This window comes from Mycetocola sp. Y791, from assembly GCF_059445325.1.
Genome location: NZ_JCAIUC010000002.1, coordinates 398,812 through 414,431 on the forward strand (window position 1 = coordinate 398,812; position 15,620 = coordinate 414,431).

Genomic DNA, 15,620 nt, shown 5'->3' on the forward strand with positions numbered 1-15,620 from the left:
GTGTGCTCGGGGCGCGGCTAGGAGCCGACCACGGTCGTTGTGCTCGACGATGCCGCGGCGGCGATGATCCACATCACCGTGGTGCCGACCGACAGGACGATAACGAGATAGCCAAGGACGAGCCCGGTGATCGACCCGCCGCGTCCAACACCATTGCGGGTCGCAGTGCGGAGGCCAACATGGCCGAAGACGATCGCGAGGAGCGCGGGCAGGAAGGCAACGAACATCATGCCCAGGCCGATCATCGGGATCGGAATCCAGATCCCGAAGACGATCGCCACGATGCCGAGAACGAGCGCCGTAACCGCCATTCCGTTTCCCGGCTGCCTGATCACGGACTGGTAGATGACCTGCTGCTGGGCATGGGGGTACTGGTTCGGGTTACTCACGCCACTCAGACTGTCAGCGCGGCATGCAGGAGCGGCAGCACCAGTTTGGGGCGGCACGTCACCCGGGTCTCTTTAGGATGACGGATGCTCCGCCACGGCCAGCTCCGACACAAACTCCCGAATATCCTCCGCGACCAGGTCCGGCACCTCGAGCGCCGCGAAGTGTCCTCCGGTCGGCATCTTCGTGAGCCGGCGGACGTCGAAGAACCGCTCCGCGTACTCCTTCGGCGGGTCGGCGATGTCGTCCGGGAACACTGCGATCGCAGTCGGAACCTCGATCTTCATCGACCAGCCACCGGCATCCGTTGACCATTCAGGGTCGCTGGGTGCAGCATCCGTCGCCTGATCGTCGGCGGTTTCGTCGCCCCACGATTGTTCCGCTGACAGTCGCCCATGCCCTCGTTGTAGTAGCGGATCGATGAACGGATGCTGTTGCGCAGCCAGTACAGCACCACGTTGGTGAGCAGGTCGTCGGGTGGGAGGCGGGTGGAGGAGAAGCGCTCGAAGTGGTCGATCAGCCAGGCTGCCAGGCCGACGGGGGAGTCGCTCAGCCCGTAGGCGAGGGTGAGCGGGCGGGTCGACTGGATGACGACGTAGCCGGCGAAGCTCTCGCCCCAGGCCTCGACTGCGGCGACGAATGCTTTCTCGGCGTCGGTGGTCTCGGTCGGGTCGAGGAGGTACATGTTGGCGAACGGCACTTCGGTGAGGTGCAGGCCGATTACGCGGTCGGGGTGGGCGCGGGCAATCTCCTGGCCAATGGCGGCACCCCAGTCTCCGCCGTGCACGAGGTAGCGGTCGTAGCCGAGACCGTCGAGCAGATCGGCGACGACCTCGGCGGCGAAGACGGAGTCCTGCTCGCCGGTTCCGGCGGGGCGCTGGTCGGAGAAGTCGAACCCCGGCAGCGACGGCACGATCACGTCGAACGCGGGCCCGGCGCCGGTGGTGAGCCGGTCGATCAGGTGGATGTAGCGGTAGAAGGAGTCGGCCCAGCCGTGCAGCAGCACGAACGGCACGGCGTCTGGTCGCCCGGATCGCTGGTGAATGAAGTGGATGTCGAGGCCCTGAACCTCGGCGAGGTAGTGGTCGAATCGGTTGAGCTGCGTCTGGGCGGCGGTCCAGTCGTAGCCGGTGCGCCAGCGCTCGGTGAGCTCCTGCAGGTAGGTCAGTTCGGTGCCGCGGAGCCAGCCGGTCGGCGGGGTTTCGTTGGGCCAGCGGGTGCGGTCGAGCCGGTCGCGGAGGTCGTCGAGTTCCTGTTGCGGTACCTCAATGGTGAATGGGCGGATGTTCATTGCTGCTCCTTCCTCTTCCGTGTGGTTCGACGGTAGGAGGGGATGCGGTCAGGGTGTGTCCGCATTGCGGAAACCAGCAAGCGGATGTCGGGGGTCGGGTGCGCGGCAACGCCGAGGCGCGAGCGATGATTCTCCTCTTCGTTACCGGGCGCCCGAAACATGCCTTTTACACAGCTGTCGTTCGGAGGCAACAGGGAGTCACGCCGCCGAAATAATGCATCCGTACATTCGAATGCACAACTTCTTTCATCGACATAACTGGGGGCTCCATGACACTCGACGAGACAGCAGCGACGGGCACCGTCGCACGACACCTCGCGGCGCTGGCCGCAGCGACACCGAACCCACTGGAGTTCGGGTGGGACACGGAACCGTTCTCCGTCACGCTCGACGCTCTGGCGCCGCAGGAGGTTGCGACCGTATGACCGACGTCACAGCACAGACCATTCCCGCCGCGTGCGACATCACCTGGCCGGGCATCGCCGAGACGGCACTGAGCCTCGCCAGCGGGACCGTCACCGCCGAGGCCCTTGCGACAGCTCGACTCGACGCGATCGCGGCCACCGAGCACTCGGGCTTCATTCGGGTAACGGCCGAGCAGGCGCTCGAGCAGGCCCGGGTGAGTGACCGCCGTCGCGAGCAGGGCAAGAGCCTGGGCATTCTCGACGGCATCCCGCTGGCCCACAAAGACATGTTCTTCCGTGCTGGCGAGGTCTCCGGGTTCGGCAGCGCGCTCGTAGACGGGTACATCCCCTCCCAGACGTCGCCGCTGATCGAACGCCTCGACGCGGCCGGTGCCGTCGACGTCGGACGCCTGCACATGGCCGAACTCGCGATGAGCCCGATGGGCAGGAACGACCACATCGGCGACGGCCGGAACCCCTGGAACCCGGACTATGTCTCGGGCGGCTCGTCCAGCGGCAGCGGCATGGCCGTCGCCCACGGGCTCGTGTTCGCGGCCCTCGGGTCCGATACCGGTGGATCGGTCAGGATTCCCGCTGGCGTCTGCGGTGTCACCGCGTTGAAGCCGACGCAGGGCGGGTTGTCGACCAAACATGCCATGCCGCTCGCGCCCTCCCTCGACTGCCCGGGCATCCTGGCGCCAACCGCCGCGGACTGCGCCGTCGTCTTCGAAGCCCTGACCCCGGATGGCGGCCGACCAGCCAGCGACCGCCCGTACACAATCGCCATCCCGGACGTCACCGGCTCCAGACACGTGACCGACGAGATCGCCGCGAATTTCGTGGCGGCATCCGAGGCTCTGGCCGACGGTGAAGCCTCAGTGAAGCCGGCTGGGCTGCCGAACTTCGACCTCCTCAACCAAGTCGCGACCATCATCACCGGGGTGGAGGCCTTCGAGAGCTTCCGCGACTACCTCGAGGTGACACCGGGTGCGATCGGCGATCAGGTGCGTCGGCGCGTGGAGCGCGGGGCCGCGTACCCGGCACACGCTTACGTCCGTGCGCTTCGCATTCGGCCGGCACTCCTGGCGGAGTTTCTCAACACCTACCTGGCGGATGCCGACGCCCTGGTCCTCCCGACCCTCGCGTTCCCGGTGCCCACGATCGCGGAGACCCGCGCCGGTGACCCCCAGGAAGCCGAGGTTCGCTTCGGCGAGTTCTCCTACTGGACCCGCGCCATCAACTATCTGGGGCTCCCGGTGGTGAACATCCCCAGTGGATTCGCCGGAGGGATGCCCACCGGCGTTCAGCTGGTCGGTCGGCCGCACGCAGAATCTGAGCTGCTTGCGCTGGCTCATCGCGTGCAGACGAGCGACAGCTGGAAGCGCACCGTCCAGGTCGGCCCACGCCACTGACCCTCACCTGTTTCTCACCACTCCTATTCAAAGGACTACCGCTATGACTACTCCTGTCATCAATGACATCGGTGCGCGCCTCGACCGTCTCCCCGTGTCCGGCATCCATCGTCGACTCCTTCTCTATATCGGTGCCGGAGCCATGCTCGACTCCTTCGACGTCTACCTGGCCGGTGGCGTCACCGCTGCGATGCGGGCCGAAGGGTTCGCCGACGTCGGCAGCATCGCCACGTTCATGTCCATGACCTTCCTCGGCATGCTCATCGGTGCGGCGCTCGCCGGTTGGAGCGGGGACCGCTTCGGCCGCAAGACCGCCTACACCTGGAACCTCCTCCTCTTCGGCGCGGCGTCGATCGCTGCGGCGTTCGCACCTAACATCGAGGTGCTCATCCTGTGCCGCCTCATCATGGGAATCGGCCTCGGTGCCGAACTCGTGATCGCCGGCGGGATGCTCTCCGAGTTCCTGCCGCCGAAGATCCGCGGCCGCTGGATGACCATCCTCGGCTTCATGATCAACTCCGGTCTGCTGCTGGCGACCGGCGTCGGCCTCATCGTCATTCCGGCCATCGGATGGCAGCCGATGTTCCTGATCGCCGGTGTCGGCGCGTTCATCGTCTGGTTCGTGCGTCGTGCGGTTCCGGAATCACCGCGCTGGCTGGCATCCGTAGGTCGTTATGACGAAGCGGATGCCATCGTCAACGGTTTCGAACGCCGCATCGAAGCGAAGCACGGCCCGCTCGATGCCCCAGCCACCACACTTCCCGCGCCACCCGCCGCGCGGGCACCGTTCAGCGACCTGTTCAAGGGCCGCATGCGACGCCGCGTCATTCTCGCTGTCGTTTGCGCGGTCGCGATCAACGTGTGTGTCTACGGTTTCGTGTCCTGGATCCCGACGTTCTTTGTTGAGCAGGGGTACACGGTGGTGAAGTCGCTGGGCTTCACAACGTTCATGGCAGTCGGCGCCCCCGTCGGTGCACTGATTGGCTACGCGGTGACCGACCGGATCAAGCGCCGGACGACGCTGTTCATCTTCGCTCCGACCGCGATCGTCGTCGGGCTCATCTACCCGAACCTGACGGAGTTCTGGGCTATCGCGATCTGCGGCTTCATGCTCGTGTCGTGCGTTTACACGATGACCGCCGTCACGCTCTATGCCTACATTCCCGAGCTCTTCCCCACGGCGTTGCGGCTGCGCGGCAACAGTGTCTCCTCGGTCGCTGCCCGCGGGGCGTCGATCGGCACCCCGTACGTCATCGCGGCACTATTCGGTGCGTTCGGCGTTGCCGGGCCGGTAGGTCTGGTGGTGGCCGTGCTGATCGCCATGATCATCACCCTGATCCTGGTACCGGTGGAGACCAGCGGCGCGTCCATCGACGAAGCCGGGAAGGACCCGTCACCCAGCCCGATGCCGCTGGAGGAAACGGCGACGCGATAGGAACGAGGTGCACGCGGAGTCAGGCTGGAACACGATTGCGGTTCCAGCCTGGCTTCGTCGCGTGGTGCGGGCGGGCCCTAGCATTGACCCGAAATGACAAACAGACCGACGAGCTATGACATCGCCCGCCGCGCAGGTGTGGGGCAGTCCACTGTCTCCCGCGCCTTGCGTGACGACCCGCGCATTTCCGAGGCGACGCGAGTCAAGGTCCGTGCGGTGGCGGTCGAGCTGGGGTATATCCCGAACCTCACCGCGCGGAGCCTGATCACTGGCTCGGCTCGCGCCGTCGGCGTTCTGGTTCCTGACCTGCTGAACCCCATGTATGCCCAGTTCGTCGAGTCGATCCAGGAGGTGCTGGCCGAGCGCAACTACCGGATGGTGCTCCTCACCGACCGCACGGAAGGCACGCGCGACGCCGGAATCGACGTGCTTCAGGGCGGCCTGGTCGACGGCACCATTTTCATGCAGTCGCGCTTGGATTCCGATCTCGTCAATCGGCTCGTCGAGACGGGCCACCGGTTGGTCGTCCTCGGTCGCGACAGCCCGCAGGCGGTCGATGTTGACCGGGTCGTGGCGGACGACACTGCCGCCGGCCGGCTCGCGGCCGAGCATCTCGTGGCTCAAGGCAATCGAGTCCTCGCCGTCGTCGGAGGCCCGGCGAACAACCCGACCTCGAGTGCCCGCGAGGCGGCGTTCACCGCGCGGTTGAGTGAACTGGGCATCCCTGAGACCGACATCACGGTTCACCACGGGGCGGTCGAGCCGCACGATGGCGAACTGGCCCTCGCCGCAATGGCCCGCGACGGGGCGATGCCAGATGCCATCTTCAGCACCACCGACTTTGTTGCGCTCGGGGTACTCCAGGCGGCAGCAGAACTGGGCATCAACGTGCCCGGAGAGCTCCATGTGATGGGCGTCGGCGACATGTACATGACAGCGTGGAAGGCCTTCGATCTGACGACGATCCGTCAGCCCCACGCCGAGATGTCGCGAGCAGCCGCGACCATGTTGCTCGACCGGATCGAGGGGCTGCGTGAAGTCACGGAGCGAGTTGTGAAACCCGTGGAGCTGGTCGCGCGAGGGACGACTGCGTCTCGGTTTCCCGCGCAACTCTGATGACGGGTGTCAACTCGTTCCTCGCTCGCGTCGCGGAGTGCGGCTTTGGTTGCCTTCCTGTCGTTATCCAGCACGCCCGGCGCTCGAAACATCCGCGGGAATGAACCGCCGCAAGTACTCGCGCAAGCCCGGATCGCAGACATAAACGAACGTGCCGCGGATGCCGCGGGTCAAGAGCACCGCATAAATATTGCGCACAAACCGGAGCAGATCGTCATCCGTATAGGTCTTGCCGAGAACGGCGTTGTTCTCCTTCCCCTTTTTGTCGAAGTAGGAAGCCCGGTCCACAAATGGGCGACCTGCCTGCAGGTCGTAGCGAAGGTCTGGGCCGATGATCACGCCGGCATAGTTGAGGTCATATCCCTGCACGGTATGAATCGAACCGACCTCGTCGAGCGATTTCGGTGACGCGATCCAGTCCGTCTGTGTACTGTTCCATCGGAATAGGTGCCCCTCCACTTCGATGTCGTAGGCGGCCTTGTCGTTCTTCGAATTCCATGGCCAGGCAAACCCGGCGAGGAGGCGGGCCAGCCCGCTCTCTTTCTCCTTTCGGAAAACCTCATCTCGCATATTGGCGATGTTGTCAAACATCCGGAAGTCGTAGCCCTCAAATGTTTCAGGTCGAGGCGCGACAGAGGCGCCGAGTTCGTCGGGTGAACCGAGAATACGGCGTACATATCCGACGTAGTCGGCTCCCGCTTGAACCCGCATCTGGGTAGCAAGTGGGTAGTGGCGACGGTGAGTCTTTGCCTCTTCGACGAGTTCTCGGAGCACCTCAAAAGGAACGTCAGCCGGTCGCACGCTCTGCGCCGCGTCGACGAGGAAGATTTGATGCTTGCTCTGTGCCGTAACCCAGTCGAGTTGGGTCTTGCTCGTGTCGTCGGTGTCGAACAGTGTGTGCGTGATCTCAGCAAACTTCTTGTTCTGCACGCCCGATGGTTGGTTCGCTCGCTGATTGAGCCGGTGAGCTTCATCGACTATCAGAAGGTCGAAGGGCTCGCTCGCGCTGCCAACGTCGAACGCCGTCATAACCATCGATGGATGCAATCCGGGCGTCTTGCGGAAGACCTTCTTCACCGACTCGCGAAGAGACTGCTGCGGTATGACCAGACCCACTCGGATGCCCCCAAGAAGCTCTCGATAGTCCGCCATGAAGAACTCGGAGAACATGGTGTCGGTGTCGAAATCTTCGGCAGGCGCTGACGCTGCGATGTCGACCAGCAGTTTCAAGAGGTAGATGGCAACAACCGTCTTACCCGTGCCTGGCTCGCCTTGGATGACGAGAGTGCTGTTGGCTCCCGACTGCAGATCCTCTAGGAAACCCTCCACGATGCCTTCTACAGCGACAGCTTGATCCGGGGTTAGTGCCTTGAACTGTGAGAGCTTAAACAGATCACTGTTCTCAATTTCCGGGATGCTGCGGGTGAAGACTCCGTCGCGACGGAGCTGTTCGAAGACGTCGCGGAACGATTCCCGGTAGAGGTCTCGGTCGTAGTAATCGCTGTCCGTGATTCCGTCGTTCCGGTTGAGAACACGGTAGGCACCGTCGCCAGCGAGCAACCGAATGAGAAACGATTCCAGGTCGAGGCACGCGGACTTGTTGTACCTCTCATCGATGACGACACGGATTGTCTTGAGATGCTGCTTGTCAGGTGAATCGAAATGCTGTCGCATTCGCGAGACTGCGCTCCGAGACTCACCGACGTAGATATCGCTCAGTAGTGGTTTTCGCCGTGTGGTACTGGTCACACCGTCGTCATCGAGGACGTAGACGACCGGCCAGTTCGAGTTTTGGGAGTGAGTCGGACCCCACGCCGACACTGCCTGTCGAGTGAAATCGAGACGGTCGATTCTAGAGAGCGTCATATTTCGTGCTTCGACCGCGCGCTTTATCGACGGGGTACTTCTCGCGGGTGATGGCGAGCTTGTCGAGGACGATCTGGTTGGGGTCAGCCCCGATGCGATCGGCGAGGAGCATGCAGTAGGTGAGGACGTCGGCCAGTTCTTCTCGAACACGGGCCGGGTCGGCGTCGGCATTCCATTGGAAGCACTCGAGCAACTCGCCGGCCTCGATGGCGATGCTCTTGGCGAGGTTCTCGGGACTGTGGAATTGCGCCCAGTCGCGCTCGGCCATGAACGTTGCGATCTCGTCGCCGACTGACTTTTCCATCATCCAGTCAACCTAGCAGCGCGTCGGGCCCCGACGTCGGGAGAACATCAGGGGAGCTGAGGTGCACAGGCGCATGTACCCCAGATTGGGTGGGAAAGCCTTAGTCCGGCTGTGCCAGCATCTAAGGATTCGCTGTGCGCGCGGGAGGCCTGCTTTGGTCCACTGTGCGTGGGATAAGGAGCTCCGTGGCATACGATCTGGAGAAAATGCTCGTCGTCGGTGTTGCCTCGAGCGCTCTCTTTGACTTATCCGCCGCCGATTCTGTCTTCAGGGACCAAGGCGAATCCGGGTATCGCGAGTACCAGGAAAAACATCTGGAGGAGGCGCTGCAGCCGGGCGTCGCGTTCCCTTTCATCAAGCGTCTCCTCTCCCTCAACGACCTGTCGCCGGATGGTACGCCGCTCGTGGAGGTGATCGTGCTTTCGCGCAATGATCCGGAGACCGGACTCCGTGTAATGCGCTCAATCGAGAATCACAATCTCCCAATTTCCCGTGCGATCTTCATGCAAGGGCGCTCGCCATACGAGTACATGGGAGCGCTGAACATGTCGTTGTTCCTGTCGCAAAACGAAGAGGATGTCAGGGTCGCGTTGAAGATGGGATTTTCTGCGGGGCAGGTCATCGGGCTGCCAGCCGCGGACCCGAACGGTACCGACTTGCGAATCGCGTTTGACTTCGATGGTGTGCTGGCCGATGACTCATCGGAGCGCGTCATGCAGGCGGGGGGTCTGCCCGCCTTTCATGCTCATGAGACAGAGCACACTGAAGTGCCGCTTGCCGAGGGAAGGCTGTCGGATTTCTTGCGGGGTATCAATCGAATCCAAGATATTGAGGAAGCGCGTGTTGCTGCCGAGCCCGGCTACAATCGGCGCGTGCATGTCGCCATCGTCACTGCGCGAAACGCGCCATCGCACGAACGAGTCGTCAAGACTCTTAAATCGTGGGGTGTCCGTGTGAACGATGCTTTTTTCCTAGGCGGGATTGAGAAGGCAAAGGTGTTGCGCGTCCTGAAACCCCATCTCTTTTTTGATGATCAGCTTCGACACCTCCAAGACTCGGCCGATGAAATCCCCAGCGTGCACGTGCCTTTCGGAGTCATCAATGAAACGGTCCCCGACCAGCGCGGAACAACCGAAGATATCAGCGCCTTCGTTGTGTCCCGCTGAAGGACCAGCTAACCCACTCGTCCTGTTCCGCGGCGGTCTCCGACGGATGTAGTAGCGGCGCTAGGCCGAGTGCAGCGCCCTGTAGCTGAGGGCGCTGCCCACCGTCGCCGCAATTCGCTGAGCGGACGCTGACATACCAGAGGGAACCCACGAGGCGACCGTCGGCAGCGCGGATCGGCAGTACGGGGCATCCGTAGCCCGGCGTCAGCTCACCATCCGTTTGGCTGACCCTGTCGCTCGCCAGGTGTACCCCGCTCTGGGTGGGAAAAGGTATGCCGATGAATGGAAGCATCGGGGAGGGGAAATGACGCAATGTGCGCAACTCGCGCGCGTGACCTGCGCGACCATTCCCCGCACACGGCAGCGGCAACGGTCGCCGCCGTAAGCACCGACCTGGAGTGACATGGAATTCGCAGAACTGCTGACCGCACTCGCAACGAAGGTCCGCAATCAGCGGGACGCGATTCAGACGGAGGAGGCAACGAAGAATGCGTTCATCATGCCCTTCATCTCAACGATCCTCGGCTACGACGTCTTCAACCCCCTAGAGGTTGTGCCGGAATTCACAGCCGACGTGGGTATCAAGCGCGGTGAAAAGATCGACTACGCGATCATGCGCGACGGGGAAGTCCAGATGCTCATCGAGTGCAAGAAGTCGACTGAGCCGCTTAAGATCGAGCACGCATCACAGCTGTTCCGGTACTTCGCTGTCACCAATGCACGTATTGCAGTGCTCACCAACGGTGAGACCTACCAGTTCTACACGGACCTGGATGCGCCGAACCGAATGGACGAGAAGCCGTTCCTCGTCCTCGATCTCCTCGACATTGATGAAACGCTGATTCCCGAGCTGATCAAGCTCACCAAGGATGTGTTCGACCTCGACTCGATCATCTCCGCTGCGGGTGAACTGAAGTACATCGGCCAGATCAAGCGGACGATCGCCGCACAGTTCAAAGACCCGGAGGACGACTGGATTCGGTTCTTCGCGACCCGTGTCTACGACGGTGCCTTCACTCAGAAGGTCCGCGAACAGTTCACCACGCTGGTCACCAAGGCAACAAAGCAGTACTTGAATGACCAGGTCAACGACCGGCTGAAGACCGCCCTCGGCGCTTCAAGTTTTCCGGTGGTTGAGAGCGCTGCCGCTGCGGAAGCCGTCACCAGTCGGCCAGTTGCCGAAGACGATCTGGACCGCGACACCGAACTGGAGACGACTCTCGAGGAGCTCGAGGGCTACCAGATCGTTAAAGCGATCGCCTGCAGCGAGGTCCGCCCGCACCGGGTCGTGCACCGCGACGCCAAGTCCTACTTCGCAGTCCTGCTTGACGACAACAACCGGAAGCCGATTGCGCGCCTGCATTTCAACGGAAAGAAGCAGAAGTACCTGGGCCTTTTCGACGCTGACAAGAACGAGACGCGCCACCCGATTGAATCGCTCGATGAGATCTACAACCACGCTTCGGCGATCCGCGAGATGGTCAAAACCTACGAGCAATGAGAAAACTGGGGCAATCGCTCACCGAGAATAGAGGCAGGTCAGGAAATGCCAATCACTCAACCACTGTCCCGTATTGAGCTCGCATCGAGATATTCCGATACGACATGGCGAGGAAAATTTCTGGACCTGCTGTCCTTGGTTGAAATTCTTAGTAGTTGCATCATCGACTCGAAATATAAAGTCTCGGATGAATTGAACCGGGCAATCGTGCTCACCGATGCGGGCAAAAGAGTTCGTGATCAATTGATTACCAAGGAGGACGTGGACGCCAAGGACGCCAATCTGCTCTGTCTATTGGGTCTCGTTCACGTTGAACCTCTCATCGACATTGCGGCCATAGACGTGGGCCGCTTGGTGGACGCCATATCCCGCAGCGTCGTGTCGAAGCGCATGAGGTTTCCGATGATATTTGGACGTCTTCTCTACGATCGCACGGCTGAATTCTTCAAAGACGAACGCACCCACCTGCGGCACGAAGATTCGCTGAAGCTACTGGGCGACGAACCACAGGGCGTGTTTCAGGCCGGACATTTTCTGTTGGGTCCATATGGTGTGATCCGGTTAGCGCACCGTCGAGACCTTTCCCCAACCCTGTCGATCCCACTCCAACACTGTGCCGATCTGTCGTGCCCTGTGGTGCACGATATTCGATTGACGACAAGCTATGAACCCGGAGTAAATCGCAATCGGTCGGCTCTGTATAAAGTCCTTGACCAGGTATCGAAGGACCCTTCCGACTGGAATGGATTCCTATCGGATGTCATGGAGGACCTACTCAACCCCTATGAAGAGAATGACCAGTCCACCCTTCCTTACTTGCTCGGTGACGCATTCGACGACGAGGAACTGCGAGTGTTACTCGCAGAGGCACATCGAACCAGCGCGGGACGTTTGGATGGCGTTGCGAAGTCCTTTGGGCTTATCGGTTCCCCCACGAAATGGTCGGTCGGACTGGATCGATCGCGTCTTCTACAACTACTTCTCACTGAATCGGATCGTGATTTGGTCAGAGTGATTGATGAGTGCGTGAGGGAACAGCACATCGTCCTGCCGCCCGGGGAGATTCGCCGGCCGATGGTGAATCACCGGGTCCGGTCGGGCGCTTGGCGTCTTCGATCAGAAGTTAGCTCACTAGGTTATCGTGCTGTCGCCAGCCGCAGATCTGTCGCTTTGCTCCGACTATCGTCGATGGCGCGATCCTTATTCGACGCAGATTCAGCGCAAGATATGGACGACTTGTCGTGGACTCTGCGGGAGATCAAAGGCGACACTCCGACTGAAAAACTCGAGGCCTTTTTGAGGAAGTCCGAGCCGGCCGAAGTGCTGCGCCGGCTCGTCCTTGCGCGCAGAGAAAATGCAGCCAGGGTGGCCTCACTTCTAGGGATAAAGGAAATACAGCCCGATGATGCATTCATTGATGTTCTTCTGTGGAAGCTCGGATTCTCACCGCAGCGGCGCGAAGACATACGCGACGAGTATTGGACGCGGCACGATGTATTAGAGAGCCTGTCCAGAACTGCTGGAGTGAACCTTGGCCTAGATGAGGACAAGTTGCGCGGGCTTGCGTCGAACTACTTTGTGGCGCTGGAGCGATTCCTCTTCGACTCACTCGTTTTTGCAACTTGGTCTCTTCTAAACGACCATTTCACGTCTGAGCGTCCGTTTCATTTTCATCAGTCGATGGCTCGCGCCTTCGCCATTGACACGCTGAACGCCTCCGCCTCTGTCGAAGGCGCGAAACACAATGAGCTCAGCGAGGAGCCCGACTTGAGCGCGATCGTCCAGGGCTTCATTCGGCTCTCGAAGAAGCTAGATCGCTTACGTGAAGAAGAGGCGCGTTTCGTCCGACCCCCCGCCGAGATACCGAAATTCGTCAAGAAAACGTCGCTGCAGCGTTTCCCATTCAAACACTCAGTGCCCTTCCTGGATCTCACCGCTTCATCGCAAGTTCATGTGGCGGAAATCCTCGGAGCTGTGGGGCGTGGATTGAATGATTCGGGCATTATGACTGCGCGCAATGGCCTATTGCATGCCAAGACTCAGCAGCGAACTCCGTCAATCGTGGAGGTCAATGATGCGCTCGCTCGCGCCCGTAAGGCTCTGGATCAGCTCGAGGAGATCGGATGCGTACGGTCGACGTTCGAAGTTTCACGGCTTGAGACCGATTCGTGGGGTCGCGTTGTGACTGTGCTGCGATCTCATGGCGATGAGATCCGGTTCTCATCACCGTCCGGGTACGACCTATTGGGGCTCCCATCAACTGCGAAACCTCTGTATCTAATGCAAGGCGCTGTCTTTGCTGAACCGAACGAGATGCTCAGGTTCCGCGAAGGCTTCGAATCTAAGTTTTTGTCTTTCTGGTCTGGGTTTCCGGTTCGTCCGGAACCCGGGAACCGCACGATGACCGTAGAAGCTGATGGTGCAATGTCTGACTTGGATGCATCAGCTCCCGCTTTATGACCGTGGCTGTCGGGGGCTTGCATTGATTACACCGAAACCGTGTCGGGTGGCTGTTACGCCAAAAGTGGCGCTAAGTGACGCGCGCTCTCTTCGAGGCTGGGGAGCAACTCGCCCGGCTGCGCAATCCGCACGGCCGGTGCTGACAGGCAAAGCGCGCCCACGAGCCGACCGTCGGCCGCCCGGATCGGCAGTGCGAGGCATCCGTATCCCGGCGTCAGCTCACCGGTCTGTGACGCATAACCCGACGTTGACGCCCCACCGTCTCGCTCCGCGAGCAGCAGGCGGCCCATCGCCGAGGCGGTCAGGTCGCGCGAGATTCGCGACTCGTCGCTGGGGGGAAAGTCCGGGTCAGCATCCACGATGAGGATTCGGTCGCCCTCGTAGCGCACGAGGTGGATGCCGCCGCGGATGCGGGAGCGCAAGTCAGCGATTACGTCCCGCACTGCCTGGGGCGGTGGCGTCGGTGCGACGAGGTGCGCGAGCTCGACCACTTTGCGGCCGAGCGCAAAACCGGTGAGGTCCGGCATCCGCACCAGGTATTCGTCTTGGACCAGCAGGTTGATCAGGCGGTAGGTGGTCGCACGGGGCAGGCCCAGGCTCTGGGAGATCTCCTGCGCGGTGACACCGGCACCGAGCCGGGCGACCTCCTCGAGCACGGTCAGCGCACTGTGGATCGCCTTCGGCTGGCGCGCCCGCACCTCCCCGACCGCAGCCGGTGGGGCCGACGCAGCTGGAGGCGGCCGCACCGCCCGCGGCTCAGTCACGGCGGACATCCGACACGGCCCCTCCAAGCACATCACCGGCGCTGGGCTCATCCCACGCCCCGATGGTTTCGCGCAGCCACGGCCGCCGCCGCACCCGCAGCCGGTATGCCGTCACCCCGACGAGCATCACGACTCCGAACATCCACACCCCGGCCGCCCGCGACGACAGCACCTCGGCTCCGAGATACACCACGAGCACACCGGTCAACAGCACCGCCGTTGCGACGCCGCGAACCCCGGCCCAGACCGTGAACTCGCCGATCCGCTTCAAGAACACCGGCGCCGCCGCACAGACCAGGATGTACGACGTGATGTAGCCGGCCGCCGCCACCACGAGTAGCACCTGCATCGCCGGCCACAACCCGTCACCAACGAAGACCGCGACGATCGGCACAACGGCGATCACCGGCACCGCCACCATCACCGCGGTGAACGGCGTGCGATACCGGGCGTGCGCCCGCCCGAACGCCTCGGGCAGCAGCCCCTCCCGCCCCATCGTGAACAACACCCGCGCGAGCGCCGTCGTCGACGCGATCGCACAGGCCAGGAACGACGCCGCAATGCTCACATCGAGCAGCACCCCCATCCACTCCAGCCCGAACCCCGCCGACAGGTCATTCACCGGCGACTCACTCGCCCGGATGTCCTGCCCCAGCGACGCAAACCCGACGAGCTGACTGAACGACGCCAGCAGGTACAGCCCGCCCGACACCAGCACCGTCCAGACAATCGCGCGCGGAATCGCCGCGTACGGCTTGCGGGCCTCCACCCCCAAGGTGGCCGAACTCTCGAAGCCCACAAACGCCGTCAACGCGACAACCGCCCCTACCGACAGCGTCGTCGGGGTGCCCCCGGCCAGCGATAACGCCGACCAGTCGATCGTCGGCCCGACCTGCGCGAGCAGGGTGCCGACGAGAATCAAAATGATGGTCACCGAGACGAGCTCCACCAGCAGCGTCACCCGTGTCGATAAACGGATGCCCCGCGCGAGCACCAGCAACACCACAGCTGCCAGAATCCCCACGATCAGAGCGGCCACCGCCGAACTCGAGGTCAGGTACGGGGAGACCCGGCCGAGCAGGATGACGAGGTAGTAGCTGGCACCGGCGAGCGCGAACATCGCGATGAAGCCGTAGCCGATGAGCATCCCCACACCGGTGACGACACCGGCCCCGGCGCCGAAGGTCTTCGCGACGAAGGTATAAAGGGAGCCGGTGGCGGCGATCCGCTTCGCGAATGAGTTCACCGTCGTGGCGATCAGCAGTGCCAGCCCCATGGCGAGCGCGAGCGACCAGAACGAGGCGCCGCCCGCAACCACGGCGATGAACAGCGGCATGGTCGTCGCGGCGGCCGACGGCGCCACCGCCGATACCGACTGGGCGAGCACTTCGGCGAAGCCGACACTGCGCCGGTCGAGACCGTGCATGGGGGAGCGGCTCCCCAGCCCCTCAACAGGGTCAGGGTGTGAAATCGCCCGGTCGAGGGCGGTCATTCGACGATCTCCGACATGACCT

14 protein-coding genes are annotated in these 15,620 nt (G+C 62.3%); 7 read left to right on the plus strand and 7 right to left on the minus strand.

What is annotated here, in order from left to right:
• Positions 1-17: 17 nt before the first annotated feature.
• The 3 genes from AC1C2N_RS06750 to AC1C2N_RS06760 all read right to left on the minus strand — a co-directional run bounded on the left by AC1C2N_RS06750 (position 18) and on the right by AC1C2N_RS06760 (position 1,678).
• Positions 18-389 carry a DUF4190 domain-containing protein gene (locus AC1C2N_RS06750; RefSeq protein WP_495433378.1) on the minus strand — a complete coding sequence of 124 codons (372 nt, stop codon included), beginning with the start codon at positions 387-389 and terminating at the stop codon, positions 18-20.
• Between the two features lie 72 nt (positions 390-461).
• On the minus strand, positions 462-674 hold the full coding sequence (locus AC1C2N_RS06755; protein ID WP_495433379.1) for an alpha/beta fold hydrolase: 213 nt from the start codon (positions 672-674) through the stop codon (positions 462-464).
• Positions 671-1,678, minus strand: coding sequence for an epoxide hydrolase family protein (locus AC1C2N_RS06760; RefSeq protein WP_495433380.1), 1,008 nt, complete (start codon positions 1,676-1,678; stop codon positions 671-673). Before AC1C2N_RS06760 ends, AC1C2N_RS06755 begins: the two co-directional genes overlap by 4 nt.
• Positions 1,679-1,947: 269 nt before the next feature.
• Between AC1C2N_RS06760 and AC1C2N_RS06765 the strand changes: the two genes are divergently transcribed.
• The 4 genes from AC1C2N_RS06765 (at position 1,948) to AC1C2N_RS06780 (ending at position 6,045) form a co-directional block, all read left to right on the plus strand.
• On the plus strand, positions 1,948-2,103 hold the full coding sequence (locus AC1C2N_RS06765) for a hypothetical protein (protein WP_495433381.1): 156 nt from the start codon (positions 1,948-1,950) through the stop codon (positions 2,101-2,103).
• Positions 2,100-3,494: an amidase gene (locus AC1C2N_RS06770; RefSeq protein WP_495433382.1), complete on the plus strand. Its 1,395-nt coding sequence runs from the start codon at positions 2,100-2,102 to the stop codon at positions 3,492-3,494. The genes AC1C2N_RS06765 and AC1C2N_RS06770 overlap by 4 nt, the downstream gene beginning before the upstream one ends.
• A gap of 43 nt (positions 3,495-3,537) precedes the next feature.
• On the plus strand, positions 3,538-4,929 hold the full coding sequence (locus tag AC1C2N_RS06775; RefSeq protein WP_495433383.1) for an MFS transporter: 1,392 nt from the start codon (positions 3,538-3,540) through the stop codon (positions 4,927-4,929).
• 93 nt (positions 4,930-5,022) lie between these two features.
• Positions 5,023-6,045, plus strand: a complete 1,023-nt coding sequence (locus AC1C2N_RS06780; protein ID WP_495433384.1) for a LacI family DNA-binding transcriptional regulator — start codon at positions 5,023-5,025, stop codon at positions 6,043-6,045.
• Between the two features lie 63 nt (positions 6,046-6,108).
• Here AC1C2N_RS06780 and AC1C2N_RS06785 read toward each other — a convergent pair whose 3' ends face one another.
• The gene (locus AC1C2N_RS06785) at positions 6,109-7,605 is read right to left on the minus strand and encodes a DNA/RNA helicase domain-containing protein (protein WP_495433385.1); all 1,497 of its coding nucleotides are present in this window, start codon (positions 7,603-7,605) and stop codon (positions 6,109-6,111) included.
• Positions 7,606-7,897: 292 nt separating this feature from the next.
• Positions 7,898-8,218, minus strand: a complete 321-nt coding sequence (locus AC1C2N_RS06790; protein WP_495433386.1) for a nucleotide pyrophosphohydrolase — start codon at positions 8,216-8,218, stop codon at positions 7,898-7,900.
• Positions 8,219-8,400: 182 nt separating this feature from the next.
• Between AC1C2N_RS06790 and AC1C2N_RS06795 the strand changes: the two genes are divergently transcribed.
• From AC1C2N_RS06795 to AC1C2N_RS06805, 3 genes are all read left to right on the plus strand, one after another.
• The gene (locus AC1C2N_RS06795; RefSeq protein ID WP_495433387.1) at positions 8,401-9,381 is read left to right on the plus strand and encodes a 5'-nucleotidase; all 981 of its coding nucleotides are present in this window, start codon (positions 8,401-8,403) and stop codon (positions 9,379-9,381) included.
• Between the two features lie 403 nt (positions 9,382-9,784).
• Positions 9,785-10,882: a type I restriction endonuclease gene (locus AC1C2N_RS06800; RefSeq protein ID WP_495433388.1), complete on the plus strand. Its 1,098-nt coding sequence runs from the start codon at positions 9,785-9,787 to the stop codon at positions 10,880-10,882.
• Positions 10,883-10,927: 45 nt separating this feature from the next.
• Positions 10,928-13,342: a hypothetical protein gene (locus AC1C2N_RS06805; RefSeq protein ID WP_495433389.1), complete on the plus strand. Its 2,415-nt coding sequence runs from the start codon at positions 10,928-10,930 to the stop codon at positions 13,340-13,342.
• Positions 13,343-13,395: 53 nt separating this feature from the next.
• On the opposite strand, the gene AC1C2N_RS06810 is transcribed toward AC1C2N_RS06805, so the two are convergent.
• Together AC1C2N_RS06810 and AC1C2N_RS06815 are read right to left on the minus strand one after the other, a co-directional pair.
• Positions 13,396-14,115, minus strand: a complete 720-nt coding sequence (locus AC1C2N_RS06810; RefSeq protein ID WP_495433390.1) for an IclR family transcriptional regulator — start codon at positions 14,113-14,115, stop codon at positions 13,396-13,398.
• A complete protein-coding gene (locus AC1C2N_RS06815) occupies positions 14,099-15,598 on the minus strand; it encodes an APC family permease (protein WP_495433391.1) in 1,500 nt (499 codons plus the stop codon). The genes AC1C2N_RS06810 and AC1C2N_RS06815 overlap by 17 nt, the downstream gene beginning before the upstream one ends.
• Positions 15,599-15,620: the final 22 nt, after the last annotated feature.